Source organism: Buttiauxella brennerae ATCC 51605 (genome assembly GCF_001654925.1).
Lineage (GTDB): Bacteria > Pseudomonadota > Gammaproteobacteria > Enterobacterales > Enterobacteriaceae > Buttiauxella > Buttiauxella brennerae.
Genome location: NZ_LXER01000011.1, coordinates 145,371 through 167,776 on the forward strand (window position 1 = coordinate 145,371; position 22,406 = coordinate 167,776).

Genomic DNA, 22,406 nt, shown 5'->3' on the forward strand with positions numbered 1-22,406 from the left:
CTAAACGCAAGCAGTTCTGGCAATTAAAGCTTATTTATCAAAGTTTTCAGTTCTTCAATAATGTCTGCTGTTGTTTGTTGCGCGGGATAGGGATATGTGGACTCACGCACCACGAGTCGGGTGGGAAGTAACGTCAATACTTTGCGGGGTGGGGGTGATTGAGCCATTAGCGATGTCACTATTTCGACCGCACGCTGGCCTAATAAGTTGAAATCCTGCGCGACGGTGGTTAATGCAGGCTGGAAAAACAGACTGTCGGCGGTATCGTCATAACCCGTTACGGACACCGAATGAGCGCCCGTACGCTTGAGTTGTGCGAGCGCACTGAGCACACCTAACGCCATCTGGTCGTTTGCCACAATAATGGCACTGATGCGTGGATTGGCATGAATCAGCTCAAAGGTTTTTGCCCAACCGCTGCTGGCGCTCCAGTCGCCCCATGCGGTAATCGCATTCGTTACGCCAAACCGGTGTAAGGACTCGCGCCAACAACCAAGGCGCAGCCGTGCGGAAATGGATTGTGCAGGGCCTGCCAGCAACCCAAATTGCCGGTGCCCCAGTTCCCACAAGTGCTTCACGCAGGCACCAGAACCTTCCTGGTGATCGAACCGCACACAAGAAACGTCTGTTTCCGGGGGAACATCCAAAAATAGACAGGCCAGATCGTCATTCTCCCTGCTCAACCGTTCAGCAAGGCTGCTCTCAAGTGGCAGGTTTGCGATAACACCTCGAATATTCTGTGCCCGAAACTCATTAAGCACCGATTGCAACGCTTCGTATTCGGCACCTTTTGGCATCGCAACCGAAACCTGTAACTGCTGCTCTTCTGCATGACTTTTTATGGCCGCAGCAATTTGCGAAGGAGCATGATACGTCAGCGACGACGTGATAAGTCCCAGCGCAGGCATGGTTTTCCCGGCAAGCAATTGCGCCGATCGGTTGGGCACGTAGTGCAACACGCTCATCGCGTGCAGCACTTTTTCACGAGTTCGCGCAGAGACCTGGGCCGGGTTGTTCAGCACGCGTGAAACGGTTTGCTGCGAAACGCCTGCTTCACGCGCGACATCATTCAAGGTTGCCTGTCGGTTAGTCATCTTTTCCCCTTTTTGCTGCATGATGCGGGGCTAAACATGGGCGGTCAAGAGCGTAATTTGTGAAATGTATAGCGCTAACATTTTTTGTCATGATAACGACAAAAATGATGATTTATCGACCGCTTTCGTGATCATTCATTAAATTGATAAATCCTGTATTTGCCAGTAATAGCGTTTGTCTGCCTAAATTTGACGCATTGTATAGCGTATTACATTTCGACAAATATAGGTGGACTAGCATGACGCAATACTCAGGCGCTTCAGGCCCTTGTGCAGAGTTTCAGGAAATTCTCAATCGCCGTGACTGGCAACAGCACGCGGTCACCCACATCAACCGACTACCGGCGCATCCATCGTTCAGAAGTTGGCAGGAATTAAGCGGAGCACGTGACGCGCAGGCATCTGCAAATTGCCGCTCCCTCGACGGTGACTGGCAGTTCAGTTGGCGTTCTTGCCCGCAAGCGGTTGACGCTGCGTGGCTACAACAAGATTTGCAGGATGCGCGTTCGGTGGTTGTGCCGTCTAACTGGCAGATGACGGGGGACGACGCACCGATTTACACCAACGTACGCTATCCCATTGAAACATTGCCGCCCCTGGTGCCCGAAGATAATGCTACCGGCTGCTATTCCCGCTGCATCGACATCGCGCCGGAATGGCTGGATAACGGGTTAACACGCATCATTTTTGACGGTGTGAATTCCGCTTTTCATTTGTGGTGTAACGGCCACTGGGTCGGTTACTCAGTCGATAGCCGTTTGCCCGCAGAGTTCGACCTGACGCCATTCTTACACGTGGGCGAAAACCGCCTGTGCGTTATGGTGATGCGCTGGAGTGCTGGTACCTGGCTTGAAGATCAAGATATGTGGCGCATGAGTGGAATATTCCGTTCGGTATCTTTGCTACGTCTGCCTGAAATCCACCTGACTGATATGCAGGTAACGCCGGTTCTGGATGCACTGTATCGCGATGCGCAGCTTAATGTTCAGGTTAGCGTTTCGGCTCCGGCTGAGCGTTTAGCGGGTCTGGAGATTGAAGTGACTCTCTGGCAGGGCAATGAACGAGTCGCCGGACTGCGTGTTCCCCCAGGCTCCCCGATGATTGATGACCGGGGGAATTACGCTGAACGGGCATATCTGACTTTACCCGTTGAGCGCCCACTATTGTGGAGTGCTGAAACGCCAGACTGTTATCGTGCCGTGGTGGCGCTGTGGCAGGACGGTAATCTGATTCAGGCCGAAGCCTGTGATGTAGGTTTTCGTTGTGTCGAAATTAAAAATGGATTGTTGCAGGTCAATGGAAAACCGCTCTTAATTCGTGGCGTTAACCGCCATGAACACCACCATCTTCACGGCCAGGTCGTGACTGAAGCAGACATGGTGCAGGATATTTTGCTAATGAAGCAAAATAACTTCAATGCGGTGCGTTGCTCTCACTACCCGAATACACCGCTCTGGTATCAGCTGTGTAACCGTTTCGGCCTGTACGTGGTTGACGAAGCCAATATTGAAACGCATGGCATGGTGCCGATGAGTCGCCTGTCTGATGACGCAAGCTGGCTGCCAGCTTACAGCGCCCGCGTGACGCGCATGGTGCAAACTAATCGCAACCATCCCTGCATTATTATCTGGTCTTTGGGTAATGAATCAGGGTATGGCGCAAACCATGATGCGCTCTATCACTGGTTGAAAAAAAGTGACCCGTCGCGCCCGGTGCAGTACGAAGGTGGAGGCGGTGATACGCCTGCTACCGACATCATCTGCCCAATGTATTCACGGGTTGAGACTGACCTGATTATCCCGGCTGTCCCTAAATGGGCGATCAAAAAGTGGATAAGCCTGCCCGGCGAACAGCGCCCTCTGATCCTTTGCGAATACGCACATGCCATGGGCAACAGTCTCGGCAACTTTGCTGATTACTGGCAGGCTTTCCGGGAATACCCTCGTCTGCAAGGTGGCTTCATTTGGGACTGGGCGGATCAGGCTATCACTAAAACATTCGACGACGGGAGCGAGGGTTGGGCTTACGGCGGTGATTTTGGCGATAAACCCAACGATCGCCAGTTCTGTATGAACGGACTGGTTTTCCCTGACCGCACACCGCATCCATCTTTGACTGAAGCAAAGCATGCACAGCAATTTTTCCAGTTTGAATTGTTGGGCCAGCAACCATTAAGAGTGCGCATTAACAGCGAGTATTTGTTCCGCCACAGCGATAACGAAACGCTGAACTGGCGCATCGAGGCGGCAGGCACTGCTGTGCTGGCAGGGGGTGAAACCTTGCTCATTAAACCGGGTGAAAATGTTGAGCTGACCCTCAGCGAAAACCTGGTTCTGCCTGATGGTGCCCGTGATGTCTGGCTAACTCTTGAAGTGGTTCAGCCACAAGCGACTCCGTGGTCTTTGGCCGGGCATCGGGTTGCCTGGCAACAATTCCCGCTGGCGACTGCGCTGGTTATCGCACCACAACCTGCCGCCGTTGCTGCACCCGAGCTCATCACAACTGCAACTGGCTTTAGCGTGCAGGCTGCCGGTCAGCAATGGGAAATTGACCGCACCAGCGGGTTACTTTGCCAGTGGTTGAAGAATGGCGAGGCGCAACTCATGCAGCCGCTGCGTGACAACTTCGTGCGTGCCCCTGTTGATAACGATATCGGAGTCAGCGAAGTGACGCGCATCGACCCCAATGCCTGGGTGGAACGCTGGAAAAGTGCCGGGCTTTACCAGCAGGAAGCGGAGTGTGTTCGCTGTGAAGCAACGCATTTTGGCAACGACATTGTCATAACCAGTGAATGGCGCTACCACAATCACCAGGGGGTTGCGATCGTCAGCCGCTGGCAGATGCGTTTTGACGGGCACGGAAATCTGCACCTCACTGTCGACGGGGAGCGGGCAGAAACTCTGCCGCCGTTGCCACGTATTGGGCTGGCGTTCCAGGTGAAAGCGCAAAATGATGACGTGAGCTGGTTGGGTCTTGGTCCACATGAAAACTACCCGGATCGTCGCAGCAGTGCGTGTTATTCCCGCTGGAAATTACCGGTGAATGACATGACAACGCCCTACATTTTCCCGACGGAGAATGGCCTGCGCTGCGAAACCAAAGCGCTGGATTGGGGAATCTGGAAAGTGCGTGGCCTTTTCCACTTCTCGGTTCAGCCGTGGAGCATTGAGCAATTAATGGCGACTTCACACTGGCATAAAATGGTGCCTGAAGAAGGTGTGTGGATTGCGCTTGATGCTCAGCACATGGGGGTAGGTGGGGATGATTCCTGGACGCCAAGTGTACTGAAGCAATGGTTATTACTCGATACAACATGGCACTACCAACTGACGCTAAGCCTTAACTGATCGCCGGAGGGGGGCACCCCTCCATTTCCATAAATAATAATATCGGAAATACCCTATGAAATTATCCGCGCTCAGCACACGTGAACAACATAACTTCATCTATTTTATGCTGTTCTTCTTTTTCTATTATTTCATTATGTCGGCCTACTTTCCCTTTTTCCCGGTATGGCTGGCTGATGTAAACCATTTAACCAAAACAGAAACGGGACTGGTGTTTTCATCGATCTCTCTTTTCGCGATTATATTCCAGGTTGCCTTTGGCCTGATTTCCGACAAGCTGGGGTTACGTAAGCATTTACTGTGGTGCATTGTCGTCTTGCTGGTGCTGTTTGCGCCTTTCTTTATTTATGTTTTATCGCCGCTGTTGCAATACAACATTTACCTGGGCGCGATGGCGGGCGGTATCTACCTTGGCTGTGTTTTCTCGGGCGGTTCAGGTGCGGTAGAAGCCTACATTGAGCGTGTCAGCCGTCATAACCGTTTTGAATATGGTCAGGTACGTGTTTCAGGCTGTGTGGGCTGGGCAATTTGTGCGTCGCTGACGGGGATTTTATTTAGCATCAACCCTAATATTACGTTCTGGATTGCCTCCGGTTTCGCGCTGGTATTGGCTGTGCTGTTGCTGTTATCACGGCCAGACCCAAAAACAGAAGCTGCACCCGTGAACACCGCCGAGAGCAAGAAACAGGAGTTTTCGCTGCATCTGGTCGTGGAATTATTGAAGATGCCACGCTTCTGGGCCTTTCTGCTGTATGTGATTGGCGTTGCCAGTATTTACGATGTGTTCGACCAGCAATTCGCTAACTTCTTTAAAGGCTTTTTCTCCTCGCCGCAGAAGGGAACCGAGATATTTGGCTATGTCACAACCGGTGGCGAGTTACTGAACGCCACGATTATGTTCTTTGCTCCATTCATTATTAACCGCATTGGCGCTAAAAATGCTTTGCTGGTGGCAGGGGTGATTATGTCGGCCAGGATCACCGGTTCATCATTTGCCACCACCGGCACCGAAGTGATCATTCTCAAGATGCTTCATATGTTTGAACTGCCGTTCTTACTGGTCGGCACCTTCAAATATATCTCATCTGTATTTGACCCGCGTTTGTCAGCCACACTGTTTTTAATCGGCTTTAACTTATCGAAACAGCTTTCCGGTGTTGTGCTTTCAACCTGGGCAGGCTCGATGTATGACACGGTAGGCTTTAGCCATGCGTATCTGGTGTTGGGGCTGATAACAGCAAGTTTTACGGTTATTTCGTTCTTTACCTTGAGCCATTCGCCGCGTAACACGTTTCTTGCGGCAGAGGCGAGCAAGGCGGCCTGACAGGCCGCACATGGCGTGAAATGTTGTGAAGCGTGTTATTCCAGAGCTAGCATGGCAAAACTTGCTAACCAGTGCCCGCCGCTATAATGGCTGCCAACGACATGTTCAATACTGGCGTCCAGATGGCGGGCTATTGCTTGATGCAAAGGCTGCTGCACCGGGTGCTCAGCCGGTAATGCCGCTGCAATACGCTTAAAGCACCACGTGCGGCTCAAATTCAGGCCGTCAAGATGGGCGATTTTAGGGTCGGTGCGGTCGCTCACTGTAGCGGGTTGCATCAGGGCATCAATGCTCGCCAGGCGGGGCAGATAACGGTCAAACCAGGCCGGGAAATCACCACTCACCTGGCTCATTAACAACGCTTCGCACAACGCGCCAGAAACGTATTCGTCGCCACCCGGTTCATAATGAGCCGGATAATCTACATCCTGTAGATAGAAACGATTAGCACCATCAATAATGGCGGCTTCCAGTACTTCATCGCCACATGATCTGGCGTAATCTAACCCTAAAGCCAGAGCGAATGCGGTGTTGTAATGCGTGCCAACACGTATCGGATAGGTTAGCTTTTCCAGATAACCTATCAGCCGGGTGCGAATATCCTGAGTCAGTGGTTCAAGCAGGGCTGACCAGCGTTTCGCCTGCGGAAGCGTTGATTCCGCTAATTCTTGTGCCAGCGCCAGCAGCCAGCCATAACCGTAAGGGCGCTCAAAGGAGGCACGGAACGGTGCATTAAAATAGGCCAGTTCGCGGGCCACATTTGCTTCGCTAAAGTGCTCATCAAACAGGTCGATGATAGCGTCACGTGACGGAAGTTCCGGGTAGCGGCGCAGGCAACGTAACAATAACCAGTAGCCGTGCACCGCAGAGTGCCAGTCAAAGCAGCCATAAAAAATCGGGTGTAACTCGCGCGGTGGCAGCACATCAGCATCATCATTGAGCAAATGCATGATGTGATTAGGGTATTCCTGGCGCAAAAAAGTCAGTGGCATATTGGCAAAAGCTTCAGCCTGAAGTGGGCTCAGCGGCATAAAAACTCCTTTCGATTCGAATCGTTATTCAGCGCCTTAGCGGAATGAGAGAAAGTACATCAGGAACACGTTTGCCAGCAGCAATGCCAGCGCGGTCGGGATCTGAATCTTGATGACTTGATACTTATCTTTCAGCTCAAGCAAAGCTGCCGGAACAATGTTGAAGTTAGCGGCCATCGGTGTCATTAACGTCCCGCAATAACCGGCGTACATACCAATCGCCAGCAATGGCGCGGGATCGGCATGGTGGTGCGTAATGAGAAACGGCATGGCAATCCCTGCGGTTAACACCGGGAATGCGGCAAAAGCATTGCCCATTATCATGGTGAATAACGCCATTCCTATGCAGTAAATAAGCACCAGCGTGAAGCGGTTTTCTGGGTTCACAAACAGCTCGACCACTTTACGAACCGACTCGCCGGTATTGGCGACGATAAATACCCCGCCGAGCATAGCCAGCATTTGCGGTAAAATAATCGCCCAGCCAACAGTGTCAACGATACGGCGTGATTGCCCAAACGCCTGCAATGGTGAACCTTTGGTTAGCCACCATCCGGCCAGTATCGCCGCAACACTCGCCACACAAAGTGATGCCAACGTGAGCTGCTTTTGGTCAAGCAAATAGACGCCGCCAATCGAAACATTTTTCATGAACAGCGTGCATAACACGGTGATGACCGGGATAAGTAACGCCGGTAAGAACAACCAGTTCTTGATGCTGGAAGCAGAGGCTTCACGTTGTGCGTCGGTAGACATTGGGTAGCGGCCTTTGCCGACCAACCCGCAGCCTGCCAGCAGGGCAATGGCAATGACGCTTGCGCCAATTATCCGGTAGGCCAGCGATTTACCCAGTGTGTCAACCATCAGGTCGCCAAACAGGAATATCGCGCCAAATAAGAACCAGAACAGTGCCGTGGTAAAACGTTTTGGGTTACCTCTGTCGCGCAACGTCATCACAACCAGAATCATGACGATAATGCCAATCAGGTAGTAAACGCGGTTGATCGTCAGCAAAGTGCTCATTTGGTCACCTCGTGCATCTCAGGTTTCTGTTGAGCACGCCAGGCCATAACATCGCGATGGATGCTGGCATCAAGCCGTGTCAGGCGGAACATATGGATAGCCAGTGCGGTCAGTGCGGTGGGAATGGCCCACAGGCCGATATGCAGTGGCTCGATAGTGGTAATGCCGTTCTCTTTCAGGAAGGCATCAATAAGCAGAACCGCGCCGAAGGCGATAAAAATATCCTCGCCAAAGAAGACCGCGATATTGTCACAGGCAGCTGCATGGGCTTTGATTTTATCGCGAATATGCTGGGGGAGTTCACCGTATTTATTTAACGCGGCACCTTCGGCCATTGGGGCTAACAGCGGGCGTACGGTTTGCGCATGCCCGCCAAGCGACATCAGCCCAAGTGCGGCGGTGCCCTCACGACCAATGAAATAAATCATCAATATACGTGCGGATGTGGCACTGGCTATTTTGGCAATCCATGCCTGAGCGCGTTCTTTCAAACCGTAATATTCCAGCAGGCCTATTACGGGTAAGATCAGAATAAAGGTGGCGAGAGAACGGCTATTAAAAAATTTCTCTCCGAAGGTTTCCAGTAGCATACCGAAATCCATTCCTACCGATAGTCCAGTTGTTAATCCTGCAATAACGACAACAATCAGTGGATTGAATCGCAATGCAAAACCAATAACAACAACGGGTATCCCGATGAGTGGTAAAAGGGTGGAGCTATCCATTATTTTTACCCTGTGTACGTGAGTTGTGTTTTTTTAGAATCACGAAATATCTTCTTTTTCCTTAATTTTCTTAAGGATGGATATTCTCGTTAATGAACTTGCTTAGCATTAGAGATTTAAATCACATCGACGAACAGTTCGCTTTCGCGATGCAGCCGATAAAGACATATAGCAAAACGATGACAAAATGGAAATAAATTATCACTAATTTATTTGTGATTTATCGGTTTTCAATTATGGTTTATTGACATCACATTAAGGAGCCGACAATGGCAGCAGAGAAAAAAAGAGTCGATTCAGCAGTCAATAACAAAAGCATAAAAGATCCCATTGTCTCTTCTCACCATTTGGTTTCTGAGCGATGTGCTGAGTTATCTGAGCTTGAATATGCGTTAATCATGACCAGCAATGCTTTCAATAAATGGATGGTGCGCTGCATGACAGCCGCAGGCGAACCGGATATGGGGCCGCTTGATGTGTCATTGCTGCACCATATCAACCATCGCAATCGCCAGAAAAAACTTGCTGATATCTGCTTTGTTTTGAATGTGGAAGATACGCATATCGTCGCGTACGCGTTAAAAAAACTGGTTAAAGCAGGCTACGTTTCGAGTGAAAAGCAGGGCAAAGAACTTTACTTTTCCACAACTGAACAAGGACAGAAGTTGTGTGATAAATATCGTGAAGTTCGTGAAACCTGCCTAATTGCGCTACAGAATGAAACAGGGATTTCGGCTAAATCAATTGGTGAAAACGCACAGTTATTACGTGCCATATCGGCGCTGTACGATAATGCAGCGCGTACCGCCGCTTCACTATAACTAATTCTTATGACACAGGCCGGTAATAACTGCTGATATTAACCTTGTTATAAGTTTGGTTATTTGTTTGTTAATCTCTCATTTCATTAACTTCCCCCTTTTCATCAATCTAAAAATGAAGTGGGGGAACGTACAAAAAACAGCTGAAATCGTAAGCCTTTTGATCCAGTTTATTAATGTTGAGTTTATTTGATGCATAATAGCTGCCGACCTCCGCAGGTGCGGGGTTAAGCACCAGCTTTTTCTGGCGACTGAAGGTTTATTTTAATGGAAAGGCGAAATTTTCTGAAAAGTGTTGCGGCACTGTCAACAATTGGCCTGGTTCGCCCGGCATTTTCGAAAACACAGAATGTTGATAACCCAGCCATCAGTATTTCTGATTCTTCCCGCCGCTTTGTGCTGACACAAACCTATAATCTGAAGGCACCAGAAGGTTCTAAAGGCAAAGTTAATCTGTGGATACCGGTACCAGAAGATACCAGCTTTCAGACTTTGCTCGACCTTTCCTTTACCGGCAATTACCAGCAAGCCACACTCAACGCGAATAATGCTTACGGCGCAAGAATGCTTTTTGTGAGCTGGCCTGACTCTACGGGCAAGCTGGAAATTCAGGTTGAGATGACGATTGAAACCCGCGACTGGGAAGTGCGCAAAGACAACAAACTTGCGGACTGGATGCTACCTGAGCACGACGCTGTCATCCCGAATGAGATCAAACCTTTCCTGCTGGCAACGCCGCATATTCCTGTCGACGGCATCGTCAAAGAAACCGCGCTGAAAATCATTGCCGCTGAAAAAGCACCGCTCAAACAGGCGCGCTTGATTCATGATTGGGTCAGCACGCATATGCACCGTGATGATGCTGTCATTGGCTGTGGCATTGGCGATGTGGGTGAAATACTCAAAGCCGGCAAGCTGGGCGGTAAATGCACCGACATTAATTCTGTCTTTGTTGCGCTGTGCCGCGCGGTGGGCATTCCTGCGCGTGAAATGTTTGGCATTCGCCTTGGTGCCAGCAGCAAGCTTGCGCAGTATTCGCATAAAGCCTTCGGCAGTGCTGATGAGCAGGGGATTGCTAAAGTTAACGGTGGCCAACATTGCAGGGCAATGTTCTGGCTGGCAGGCTTTGGCTGGGTACCTGCTGACCCGGCAGATGTCACCAAAATGCGTCTGACTGAAAAGAAAGAGAACGGTGACCCGGCGGTTAGCGCGGTTAACGATTATCTCTTTGGTAACTGGGAAATGAACTGGGTGGGCTTTAACCATGCCCGTGACTTCGCGCTCTACCCGGCGGCGGAACAAGGTGATGTCAATAACCTGGGCTATCCGTACGCCGAGGTCGATGGTGACCCGTTAAACTTCTACGATCCGGCAGCATTCAGTTATGAATACGTCAGCACCGAACAGCATTAAGGGCAGCCTGGTGACACTGCTGGCGGCTCTTGTCGCCGCAGGTGCCTCAACACTGTGCTGTATTGGGCCACTGTTATATCTGGTTTTTGGTATTTCAGCTGCCGGGCTAACGGGCATTCCAACGCTGCCCTGGCTGCAAATTCCGATGGTGATTGTCTCTCTGGGGCTGATGGTTCGCGGCTTCTGGCGGTTATATTTGTCGCCAAAACCCGTATGCACCAGTGTTGTCAGCCGCCGGGTGCTGGTCTTGATGTATTGGTTATCAGTGCCATTGGTGCTGTTTCTGACCACGTACCCCTATGTTTTACCCTGGATTTGGGAAACACTTGAATGAAGAAGTTTGTTTGCCTCGGGCTGCTTTTTTTTGCCCCTCTGAGTTGGGCTGCCAACAAAATGGTCACCATTGATATCAGCCAGATGAACTGCCCGCTGTGTGTTATCTCGATAAACCAGGCTTTGCGCAGTACAGAGGGTGTTATCAAAGCGAAAGCGTCGTTAAAAACGCACCAGGCGCAAGTGGTCGTCCCGGATAATTTTGATAATCAGCAGTTACTGGCAGCGATAGCAAAAACCGGATTTACCGGCCAGATTCATGACGTGATTGAAAAGCCGTAACTTCCAACGCGGAAAAACAAAAAAGCCACGCATTTGCGTGGCTTTTTACTTCGTAGAGGAAGGTTAGACGTTGAACCGTGATTTGAATTTCATGTTATTGATTTTTTTATTTAATTAAATTTTTATTTTTATATATACTCACAGTTGTACTCATTTTGGCGTTAGCTCGCATTCGTAATACGGAGGTCGTAGTTTCGACTCCTATTATCGCACCATCTCAACTTCCCCAAACGTCCGTATTTGTCCATAAACACTCTGATTTATAAAGAATTTTCCTGCTTTTTAGTCCATCACTGTCCATAACCATCCAGTAGAATCCGATACGAAATGTGTATAGGGTTGTGTATATGTTCCTGTTCGGTCTCGGATTCCTATACACATGCCTTTAAACGATATGCAGATTCGCCGCGCTAAGCCTGAAGCTAAAGCCTATACACTTGGAGATGGGCAAGGGCTGTCATTGCTTATAGAACCTAATGGAAGTAAGAGCTGGCGGTTCCGTTATCGTTTTGCCGGTAAACCAAAAATGATCTCGCTGGGGGTGTATCCGACGATCACAGTTGCAGATGCTCGTTCCCGTCGTGACGATGCCCGAAAATTGGTCGCAGAAGGAAAGAACCCTAGTGAGGTTCGAAAAGAGCAAAAGCTCGCATTATAAAATGAGTCAGAGAACGCTTTCGAAAAGATTGCCAGAGAGTGGCATCAGATGAAGTCCACCAAATGGTCGGTAGGATATGCTTCAGACATCATGGAAGCGTTTCAGAACGATATTTTTCCTTACGTGGGAACGAGACCAATAGCCGAAATTAAACCGCTAGAACTGCTTAATGTACTGCGTAAAATCGAAAAGCGCGGTGCATTAGAAAAAATGCGCAAAGTTCGGCAGCGATGCTCCGAAGTGTTTCGCTATGCAATTGCAACGGGTAGAGCGGAGTACAATCCTGCGGCTGATCTCTCCAGTGCCCTCGAGGTTCACCAATCAAATCATTTCCCGTTCCTAAAAGCTGATGAGATACCCGAATTTCTGCGTGCCTTAGAGGGTTATACCTGGAGTCATCTTGTCCAGATAACCACGAAATTACTGATGATTACGGGCGTGAGAACCATCGAATTACGTGCGGCATTATGGCAAGAATTTGATCTGGATAACGCTATTTGGGAAATTCCCGCTGAAAGGATGAAAATGCGTAGGGCGCACCTTGTGCCACTATCGACTCAAGCGTTAGATTTACTCAATGAACTCAAGATAATGACAGGGAACTATCGTTATGTTTTTCCGGGATGGAACGATCCGCACAAACCTATGAGTGAAGCAAGTATAAATCAGGTTATCAAAAGAATTGGTTACGGTGGAAAACTTACCGGCCACGGATTTAGACATATGATGTCTACACTGTTGCATGAGCAAGGGTTTGACTCATCCTGGATAGAGATGCAATTAGCCCATGTAGATAAAAATAATATCCGCGGAACTTATAACCATGCGCAATTTTTAGAAAAACGAAGAGATATGCTTCAGTGGTATTCTTCTTTCTTGACGGAGCACAGAAATGTATATTGACAATGTTTATTTGAAAGGTTTTAGGAACTACTCCGATAGTTTTATAAAATTAAATCATTCAACATTAATAATTGGAAGCAATGATGTTGGCAAAACTAACCTCTTGTATTCATTGCGCATCCTGTTAGATAAAAGTTTTTCTGATTTGGATATAGAACCTAAAAACAGCGATTTTCATATTGATGAAAAAGGGAATCAATGTGATTCCCTAGAGATAATAATCAATTTTCGTGAGATAAAAGAGGATGCTGTTCTTTCTAAGTTAGCAGGGTATGTAAGTGGAGATTCACAAACATTCATTAAATATAAAGCGCAAAGAACTTCATTAGATTATAAGTTGTTTATAGGTCACACCCAGTTTGACATGGTTGAGATTAGTAGTAGGTTTTATCTTAAGTATTTAAATCTACGTTATGTAAACTCCCAAAGAGACCTTGCTAAATATATATCTACAGAGAAAAAACATTTACTTCGGCTTGCACAGGAAATGAGAAATGATGAACAAGTTAAAAAGGATGAAGATACTTTAAGTTCATTAAGCGACTTACTGAATAGTGTTAACGATAAAGTAAAAGAAATTAGTTATGTTTCGAGTGCGACCAAAGAATTAAACGATGAGTTAAAAAAATTATCATATAATAATGAGAAAATTTCTGTAATGCTGGATTCAGGTGCAATCGGGGTTGACCAGTTTATTGAAAAGTTAGAGTTAAGTTCAAACACAAATGGCAAAAAGGTAATGCTTGGTGGTGATGGATTCAATAACCAAATTTTACTTGCCTTATGGAAGGCTAAGAGTGTACGCGAGCATGATATTGAAAATGAAGTGGTAATATATTGTGTTGAAGAACCGGAATCACATCTCTATCCACATCAACAAAGAAAATTATCTGAGTATTTGATTAATAAGTTACCAGGACAATCTCTTGTTACAACACATTCTCCGCAGATTGCTGTAAACTACTCTCCAGATTCGATAATAAAAATATGCTCTTCTGAAGGAGAGTCTTACGCAGCAAGCGAGGGGTGTTCTAATTGCATCAGTGAAGCTTGGCAGGGGATGGGATATAGAATAAGTATACTGCCAGCTGAGGCGTTTTTCGCTAATGTTGTTTTTTTAGTTGAAGGTCCTTCAGAGATGCTCTTTTATCAGGCTCTTGCTAAAGAATGCAAAATCGATCTGGATTTCTTTAATATAAGTATATTATCAGTTGACGGTGTTCAATTTGAAGTTTACAGAAAAATACTTGATGCATTCGAGATAAAATGGGTTGCTCGAACAGATAATGATTCATCAAAAGTGCCTAGAAAAAATGAGTGGCAATACTCGGGACTTAACAGAGCGTTAGTTCTTTGCGGGATGAATTCACTCGAAAACGAATTGATGGAAATTTCACAAGAGCAAAGAGTTAAAAAGTATTTTAATTATAAGAACGTATTAAAGCAAAATAATGTTTTTGTTTCAGTTAATGATTTGGAAGGTGATATTAGCATTGAACTAAGCGAACAGCTAAAGGAATATGTGGGTGTAGATGACGAAGAAAAGGCTGCTGAATATTTAAGGGGAAAGAAAGCAACCCGTATGCAAGATTTCTTGAAAGAGTATTCCCATACGCTAAAAACCATCTCTACAGGTGAATTAATTGCACCTCTCTTGACTGCTGTAATGCTAGCTACGGAGGAGATGAAATGATTGAGTTTACCCATGAGCAAAGACTAGCTATAGATTATCCATCCAGTATGGTGCTAACAGCGTGTCCTGGTAGTGGTAAAACAGCTGTAATAGTAGAGAAGATCGTTCTCGATTTGGCTAGTTGTAAGGAATTTCAGGGTGTTATTGCCATTTCATACACTAACAAAGCTAGTGATGAACTTAAAAGGAGATGTTTAAAAGCATTGCCAGATTCAAAATCAAGTTTTTTTGGAACGATTGATAAATTTTATTTAACTGAGATAATCTATCAGTTTCTTAATCACCTGTGGGGAGGTGTAAATAATTTACAAGTAGTGAGATTTAATGATTTAGATTCTGTTGTCAAAGATAGTCTTTCTGTTTTTTTTAATGCTGAATATGTTTGTGAAAACATCGATGTATTTGATTTTAAAGAAATCAAGAATCTATATGCTAAAGGTTTTTTAGTTTTGGAATTTATTCCATTGCTTGCATATTTTATATTGTGTAAGTCTTTGGCTTGTCGTAGGTATATTAGTAAGAAATATAACTCGATGTATATAGATGAATATCAGGATGCTGGATTTATTCAACACCTTATATTTTTGAAGTTATTTGGATTTGGAGTAAAAACTGTTGCTGTGGGTGACATTGACCAATCAATATTCTTATACGCAGGAAAAAGTTCTAAATATTTAATGTCATTATTAGACGATGATAGTGGATTTAAACCATTTGAAATAACGATCAATCATAGATCTCATTCTTCGATAGTAAACTATGCTTCAAGAATGCTGAGTGAAAACTGTGAGTTATTAGTTACCGATGATACTCAGGTATACAGAACAACAATTAATGGTTCCCAGCAAGAAGTAGCTAAATGGATTGACGATAATATCAACAATGTCAAACAAACGTTTGGGATTTCTAAAGAAAGAGAAATTGCAATACTTGCGGCAACAAATAGCTCTGTTTTATTGATGTCTGGCCTCGTTCGAACAAAATTGAGAGCATATATTGATGACGATCTGTCTAAACTTGGAGGGGACGTGTCTCTCCTAATAAAGGAGTTGTTGAGTTATCGGTTTAATGTTCTTGTTACAGCTCAGGAGATTATTGATGGTTTAAGTATCAAAGTGGTTGAACGAAATGCATTGAGAGAAATGCGGAATGTCATTAAATATGTTAGAAAAGCCGACGATTCAAATTTTATCCCAGCATTACGTCAGGCTGTAAATTTATTAATTAATAAAGATTTTTCGGCTCAGCACATCGATGCTGTCAACGCTGTATTGCAAAATAAAATGATGCTGAATAATTACTTGCCAGTTGGTGATGATGAATTGCAACTTATGACTCTTCATAAATCTAAAGGGCTGGAATTCGACTTTGTTTTTCATTTAGACCTTTATGATTGGATACTTCCGCGTCGAGAGTTTATCGAGGGAAGTTTTGATTTGGTTTTTTCAAACTATGAACAATGTCTTAATCTGCATTATGTTGGGGTTACTAGGGCAAAAAAAGCTGTGGCGCTAATCAACTCTACAGAACGTTTAAATTATCAGCATGAATTAAAACGTGCGAAGCCTTCTCAATTCTTATCGTTAAGAGGTGTTGAAGGGCTATACAGAAATATTTAATTATACATCTCAGCGCGCAATGCTCTCCCCGCCACGCCTGCCCGCTTTTGGAGTGGGTTTTAATGCAGGTGCATAAACTGGCTGAGGCCGCGCCAAGGCTGGCACGGCAGGGCGCGAAAATTTCAAGATTTTGCATGCAAAACCATGCAGCCAGGCGTGCTTGGTCTTTTTTTGCGAAATAGCAGGTTTTTTTGGGGATTTTTAAGCGGATTTTTTGAGTGTCTGCTGCGCCTGTTTTCGCAGGAAAATCTGGCACTGTTCGGGTGAATATTTTGACTTGCTGTCCGTCCGGGAGGCTCTGTCCGGCCGGAATCCGATGGCGGTTAGAATATCCCGGTCGTCTTCTGCGTAACTGATGCTGGGCAGTGTCGTCAGATGCACCGAAAGCGCCTCTCGGATGCTGGCGGCCGCAAGGTCGAGCGCCCGCTCCCTGACCCGTTCTTTTCATCACTAAACTAAATAACTTCGCGAAATATTGCTTCACTTTCAGTCAGCTCTTGCAGGTTAAGGTGTGAACGCTGTTTCTCCCTCTGCCCGTGTCTCATTGGGCTTCAGATGGGTTGCCTCTACGCAACATGCCTCGTGCCTTCAAATGGTAGATGTGGGGAGATTACCCTTTCAGTTATTGATTGTAAGGATTAGCATTGCATTGTCATCGAACCCTCGATGTATGAGCGTTACCTGACATCGTGAAAGCGATAAACCCGCCCATTCTCGTTCACCTCCGCAACCTTTCTCAAAGCCTCTGCTGGCGACAAACCGAACTTTCGGGTTAACACCGCGAACAGATGATAGAACTCGGATTTCAAATCTGCTGCGAAGATCCCCGGATCGTCAGATCCCAGACAAATGGACATAGGGATATCACCTTCAATAGCCTCACTTGGTAAGCCCATCCAGCGAAAGATGTGATGCTCGTTGACATCTCGATACTGACTGATACGGGTATTGCTGGTCGGAGGGCACTCAATCGCAACGTTTCGGTCTGCCATTTTTGCCATCGCAGCCTGTTGCAATGAAACTAACGCCTCATCCGGCAAATATTCCAGGGCAACTTCAACGTATTCTGCACGCTGTTTTCGCACGTTATCAGATGTAAGCCATTGCTCATACAACTTCAGAGGTCTTTTCATGCCCACTTTTTTAGCCAACTCTCTAGCGCGCTCGTACTCTTCCAACCAGAGGGATTTGGGTTTTAATGGCCCACCGAGTTCATCCAGTAGGCCTTCCGATTCGGCCAACACACCCCGCAACTCAAACACCTGATCAAGGGTGGTAATCGAGATTTCTTCTTCCAGCGAAAATACCTCATGGGCCAAATGAACTGCTTCAATCGCTGCATCACTGGCGTAACGCAGCAGTTCCGGATGACTTCGAAGTTCCCGCCAGATAAACACCAAATCGAGCAATCGCGTTTCTTTGGTCATGGACAAAGACAATGGCAAAGAGCGTTTCCAGATGCCAGGTGTGATGCCAATCGCCGTGCAGTGACCAAGACGGTCGCCATTCCGCAACGGCAAAAACCTCAAGGCATCATCAATTGATCGAATACCACTGATCAGATGCGGAAAGTCCTCGCCAACATGATAGGTAAAATGAGCAATACCTGATTTGGCTAGCACTCGGAACAAAGGGCCAAACAACTCCGGCGGCGCGTGCATCTCATTAGCTGCGGCATCCACTCCTCTAATCCAGCGTGTCAAGCGTGGTTCATGATTCAGGATGTCCATCAGAATAGCTGCCTGATTCTTCAAATCCTTGAACAGCAACGCGTAGGGATAGACTTCATCCTTTTTGGGCTTTTTCTTGATAAAGTGCGGCACCAGCGCCAGCTCGGCACATATACTGCCAAGCTTAACCTGCTCAAGATTATCGAGCACCTGAGTAATACTCAGTGGCTGGGAATGCTCCCAGTCCATGGTCATATGACATTTGAGGTATTCCCAGTACCCACGCAAAACGCTGAAGAGAAGTTTTTGCATTTTGCTGGGGTCGCTCTTCGGAGCAAAACGTCCTTCCAGATAACGCACCTGAGAATACACACCGGCGCCATGTGCATGTTTGAAACGAGACAAATAAGATTTCTCGGTTTCTTCTCTCAGCTCCGTCATGGTGTATTTCTGGAACTGATCAAAACCGAAAAAATCGTCTCGCTGAACCAGCAGCGTCAAATACTGGTTCTGAATCAGCAAGTAAATCCAAAGCAGTCGTTCCAATCCTTCGGGCGCACCATACCGCCATTTTTCCAATACCCCGGTTAGCCAGCAAAATTCAGACTCCTGACTATATTTGTGGTCCGTTGGCCAAACCGTCGCAAGCCCATACTCCTTGCCCTGATGCAGAATTGTGCTGTCCGCCAACTGCTGCGGGTGCTGCAATGACGCCATCCACTCTGGCAACTCCACGCCCTGAGCTACTCGACAAAGGATTTCGCGAATATTGTTGGCAACTTGCAAACGAGCCTTGAAGGTTTTGGGCGTCAGTGAGGAATCAATCTGGCCACAGAGTTGTTTCATCTCTTGCGAGACCCATCCCTTCTCGAAATCTCTGACGGTCACTTCTGGGTGACTGAGTGCATCCAGCCAACACTCTTCCGCACTGGTACTGCCATTCAGATGCTGGTGAGTTTCGTGCAGGCGTTCACGGGTAATGTAGTCCTCAACCGTCGGGTGATAAGGATACAAAGGCCAGTGAAAACGATATTCCTGATTGGCAGGCCCAGGATTAATGACCTGATGACACGCCATAACCGGCAGGCACGACACACGGCTCATCAGAGTTTGCCATTCCGAGAACAAAGCAAGATCGGTTCTGGGGCCATCTTTCTCGTTTTTAACAAATTTTTCAGCGATCAGGCGTAAGGCAGCTACCGGACCAAGTTTCATATTTCGCTGTTTGAGTTGCTGTTCCAGGGATGACCATGCCGATTTGGCTACATGATCAGGCAAACTACGCGTTTGTTCGTATTGTGCAAGGAACACGGATGACTCCACCCTGTCATCAAGTAATACCTCATCCAACGATACGTTACTCAGCCGGTCCAACAATACTGTTGAGTTAAGAAGAAAGCGTTCCATATCCGATCCTTAAGCAGATTAATCTTGACCATCATCTGACGAATATGTTTTATCTTTCTTTGCCGATTTTGATTCATATGGCGCAGCAGCAATACTGGTGACATTCAAGTTCCTAATTCCCAGACCTGAAAATGAGGAATCATTTTTTCCCAAATTATCGAAATCCACATTCAGACGGAATTCTCCGCCAATAATCGTATCCAAACAATCAAGAAGGGATTTTTCTTGCTGGAGGAGCTGCGTATCGGCCGAATTAATCCCACCAACAGGAAAAAGAAACGGATGTATTAACGGGCACTTTACAATGAGAGAAAAAATCGGATGAGTTTTTATCAACCCGTCCAAATTCCCTATTGAATCCAGCTTGGCGACAAATTGACCAACAGATGTAACAGGATTTTGCTTAAACTTAATAGAAATACTAGACAATGAGTTCTCGTCAATCCGATGATAAGCATCTTCTTCAACCAGTACCGCATGAAGGAACGCCAATACATTAAATCGCATAATTTTTGCAGCATTGGTATATTTTGCATATTTTCCTTGGTGCGCATCTTCATCACCACCAAGCAACGCTTTATGCTTTTCAGATATAGAGGACAAATTAAAAAACAACCGGGTCCATATCTTACCTATTAATATAGAGGAAGGTCTTATTCTTGATGACTCTTGAAGAACAAGGCGATTCCAAACAAGAAGCGCCGTCATTGCTTCACTAATTTCCTGTTCACCAACAACGTCCTGATCTTCCACCTCCTCGACTGTGCCTTTATCCATATGTTTAGACCATATAGGCGCAACACAAGTGGGCTTCGCCAAGACCTTCAGTAAAGCCTTATTAAATACCTGCTCGCCCATATTTATTTCTGAGACAGCGTCATCTTCCACCAGGCTTTTCGTATCAATATCCGCTAGATCAGCAATGGCGCCAATTAGGTTGAAAACAGACAGAAAATCCGATGGGACTGGCGTCAATGAGGAGCTAAGAGAGGCTGCAACAGCAAGCTTCGCCAATCCTCTTTCTGAATTTATATTTAATGCTTTGTACACTCCTTTCTCACCACGATTTTTCTTATTTACTTGTATCATCCCAAGATATACACCTGCTGACTGGGTTGGCAACCCATCATCAGAGATAACGGCACAACTTCTATTCGCCCAATTGGTAACACTTTCACGACGACCAATTGACATATATGACTTGAACTCTATATCTATACTTGGTCGAGTTTTCTCTACATCCCCTCCAAGTCGCTTCTTCACATGATCAAAGAGACTGACACTGCCGCATCCAATCAGCATAAGTTGAAGTATTCGTGAAAGACCTCCACCACACAAAGCACTTACTTGAGAGGCTAAATAAACAGAGCAATTCCTAAGAGCTTCAGAACTTGATTGAGGTCGAAGATAAAATCCGGTATTAACCTCTTGATCCTGACGTGAATATCTAAATATATCATCGCATAAAGAATCCATACCAATCCGATGTTGCTCATAATTCAAGCCCACCCTATAAATACTGCTAAGCATTGCTCCATATAACGAATCCCTCAGCAGCACACTTTCAGATATACCAGATACTTGCAAACGGGAGTAATAATCCTGCATTACCTGCATTAACAATCTAACCGGCTGCTTCAAAAGCTCATCAACATACATATCAAGATCGGAGCCAACCCGTATGTTCAAACCATTCGAAACAATATTCTCCAAAGCACTCCTAACTGTATTGACCTTTATGCCATCTGTGCCTTTACTGTATAAAACGCTAATTTTTTCAGAGGTTTGAACTCGCCCTTTCTCGCCCACCAGTTGCAGCATGGTTTTCAACTGCATACGCTTCTGAACCGGGAACAGTTTTAACAAATATTGCTGTTCAAGGTGTTCGACCATATAGCCCCGTTCGGCTAAGCGGGCGCTCTCTTTTTCTTGATCGAGCAAAGTTTTGCTGTAATTTTCGTATTGCTTACCGCGAATCAACTGGGAATAAAGGCGCAAATCCCCAGTCGCCACCACCACCAATTTCTGGCTGTTAAAGAATTTGCGAATAGATTCAAGTACATCCCAACCCGTATCAAACTGCGTATCGATATCATCAAACGAGATCAAAATGGCCTTGCAGCCGAGAATTTCACACGCAAGTTCAACCAGTTGATCAAAGATTTGCGACAAATTCTGGCCACCGATGGAGTAATCAAGCTGGGCATCTAGCTTCAAAGCGTCACTGAAATATTCCGGCTTGTATTCCTTGTCAGTCAGCAGATGCAGACCGCGCTTGAGCTGTTCAAGGTGACTCTGCCATTGTTCCTTTCTTTTTTTATGGTTATTCGACGACCAGTCTCCTCTTAACTCGTCGGATACCATTTTGTTCAGACGGGCGGTCACCGTGACCAGAATGGGTTCATGACGCGGCAGCTTGGTAGGGTCGATGGTCGGCAGACACTTGATGCTGATGCTGGCAACACCTGTGTCACTGTTCAGTGATTTGACCACACTATTGATGAAGGTGGTTTTACCTGCACCGCGAGTACCATCCACAAAGAACACATTACGGCCTGATTCATCAATAAATCGGACAACCTCTGATGGATTGTTGAATTTAGGGAGAGTAATCGAGCTTCGAATGCTTTCAACTAGCTGATCACGCAACGCTTTCTGGATTAAGTCGCCTTCCTTGGTGCTGCCCGGAAGATTGGGGGCGAACAAGTCGATGATGATTTCGTTCGTCTCGTTGTTTTTTTTCTGCGTGTTATCAGTCATATCCGTATTGATCCAGTCATTTTGTTTTTTGCCAGTCTGTACACCAGAACTGGCGCCTTGAGTTTCCACTACATTGAATTCTCAATATTCTCCCCCTAAGTCAGCTCGCGGGGTCATGGAGCGAAGGTAAAACTGACCACTTCATTCAATCCATCCTCGCGATTGATGGTTCGTTATATCGAGCTGGCATTACCACGCACTGGAATTACGTATAACAATTTATTAGATTCCTAAATGGGGCAATTAAGCACCTTATTTAGGGCTCTTTAATGCATTCTAAAGAATGCTTACTTCTTGTATAAC

14 protein-coding genes and 2 pseudogenes are annotated in these 22,406 nt (G+C 46.3%); 9 read left to right on the plus strand and 7 right to left on the minus strand.

Going from position 1 to position 22,406, the window contains the following annotated elements; translation table 11 throughout:
• Positions 1–23: 23 nt before the first annotated feature.
• Entirely contained in the window at positions 24–1,094 is a 1,071-nt protein-coding gene (locus M975_RS05970) for a LacI family DNA-binding transcriptional regulator (RefSeq protein WP_064557940.1), read from the minus strand.
• Between the two features lie 239 nt (positions 1,095–1,333).
• Here M975_RS05970 and M975_RS05975 point away from each other — a divergent pair, with 239 nt between their 5' ends.
• Together M975_RS05975 and M975_RS05980 are read left to right on the plus strand one after the other, a co-directional pair.
• Entirely contained in the window at positions 1,334–4,441 is a 3,108-nt protein-coding gene (locus M975_RS05975) for a beta-galactosidase (RefSeq protein ID WP_064557941.1), read from the plus strand.
• Between the two features lie 55 nt (positions 4,442–4,496).
• Complete coding sequence (locus tag M975_RS05980) at positions 4,497–5,765, plus strand: MFS transporter (protein WP_064557942.1); 1,269 nt, start codon at positions 4,497–4,499, stop codon at positions 5,763–5,765.
• A 35-nt stretch (positions 5,766–5,800) separates the two neighbouring features.
• Here M975_RS05980 and M975_RS05985 read toward each other — a convergent pair whose 3' ends face one another.
• The 3 genes from M975_RS05985 to M975_RS05995 are packed head-to-tail and all read right to left on the minus strand — an operon-like array spanning position 5,801 to position 8,544.
• Positions 5,801–6,796, minus strand: a complete 996-nt coding sequence (locus M975_RS05985; RefSeq protein WP_064557943.1) for a DUF2891 domain-containing protein — start codon at positions 6,794–6,796, stop codon at positions 5,801–5,803.
• Between the two features lie 36 nt (positions 6,797–6,832).
• Positions 6,833–7,819 (minus strand): DUF979 domain-containing protein, encoded by a 987-nt coding sequence (locus M975_RS05990; RefSeq protein ID WP_064557944.1) that lies wholly within the window; start codon positions 7,817–7,819, stop codon positions 6,833–6,835.
• Positions 7,816–8,544, minus strand: a complete 729-nt coding sequence (locus M975_RS05995) for a DUF969 domain-containing protein (RefSeq protein ID WP_064557945.1) — start codon at positions 8,542–8,544, stop codon at positions 7,816–7,818. The genes M975_RS05990 and M975_RS05995 overlap by 4 nt, the downstream gene beginning before the upstream one ends.
• Before the next feature lie 269 nt (positions 8,545–8,813).
• On the opposite strand from M975_RS05995, the gene M975_RS06000 reads away from it, so the two are divergent.
• The 7 genes and pseudogenes from M975_RS06000 to M975_RS06030 all read left to right on the plus strand — a co-directional run bounded on the left by M975_RS06000 (position 8,814) and on the right by M975_RS06030 (position 16,266).
• Positions 8,814–9,365 (plus strand): winged helix DNA-binding protein, encoded by a 552-nt coding sequence (locus M975_RS06000; RefSeq protein WP_064557946.1) that lies wholly within the window; start codon positions 8,814–8,816, stop codon positions 9,363–9,365.
• Positions 9,366–9,632: 267 nt separating this feature from the next.
• A complete protein-coding gene (locus M975_RS06005; protein WP_064557947.1) occupies positions 9,633–10,778 on the plus strand; it encodes a transglutaminase-like domain-containing protein in 1,146 nt (381 codons plus the stop codon).
• Complete coding sequence (locus M975_RS06010) at positions 10,750–11,112, plus strand: mercuric transporter MerT family protein (protein ID WP_157093337.1); 363 nt, start codon at positions 10,750–10,752, stop codon at positions 11,110–11,112. The genes M975_RS06005 and M975_RS06010 overlap by 29 nt, the downstream gene beginning before the upstream one ends.
• Positions 11,109–11,393 carry a heavy-metal-associated domain-containing protein gene (locus tag M975_RS06015; protein ID WP_064557948.1) on the plus strand — a complete coding sequence of 95 codons (285 nt, stop codon included), beginning with the start codon at positions 11,109–11,111 and terminating at the stop codon, positions 11,391–11,393. The genes M975_RS06010 and M975_RS06015 overlap by 4 nt, the downstream gene beginning before the upstream one ends.
• A gap of 379 nt (positions 11,394–11,772) precedes the next feature.
• Positions 11,773–12,954, plus strand: a pseudogene (locus M975_RS06020) (tyrosine-type recombinase/integrase).
• On the plus strand, positions 12,944–14,647 hold the full coding sequence (locus tag M975_RS06025) for an ATP-dependent nuclease (RefSeq protein ID WP_064557949.1): 1,704 nt from the start codon (positions 12,944–12,946) through the stop codon (positions 14,645–14,647). Before M975_RS06020 ends, M975_RS06025 begins: the two are co-directional and overlap by 11 nt.
• Positions 14,644–16,266, plus strand: coding sequence for a UvrD-helicase domain-containing protein (locus M975_RS06030; protein WP_064557950.1), 1,623 nt, complete (start codon positions 14,644–14,646; stop codon positions 16,264–16,266). Before M975_RS06025 ends, M975_RS06030 begins: the two co-directional genes overlap by 4 nt.
• Before the next feature lie 201 nt (positions 16,267–16,467).
• Here M975_RS06030 and M975_RS23315 read toward each other — a convergent pair.
• The 3 genes and pseudogenes from M975_RS23315 to M975_RS06040 all read right to left on the minus strand — a co-directional run.
• Positions 16,468–16,695, minus strand: a pseudogene (locus M975_RS23315) (phage polarity suppression protein); the annotation flags it as partial.
• Between the two features lie 248 nt (positions 16,696–16,943).
• A complete protein-coding gene (locus M975_RS06035) occupies positions 16,944–19,343 on the minus strand; it encodes an amidohydrolase family protein (RefSeq protein ID WP_064557951.1) in 2,400 nt (799 codons plus the stop codon).
• Between the two features lie 18 nt (positions 19,344–19,361).
• On the minus strand, positions 19,362–22,103 hold the full coding sequence (locus M975_RS06040) for a hypothetical protein (protein WP_064557952.1): 2,742 nt from the start codon (positions 22,101–22,103) through the stop codon (positions 19,362–19,364).
• Positions 22,104–22,406 lie beyond the last annotated feature (303 nt).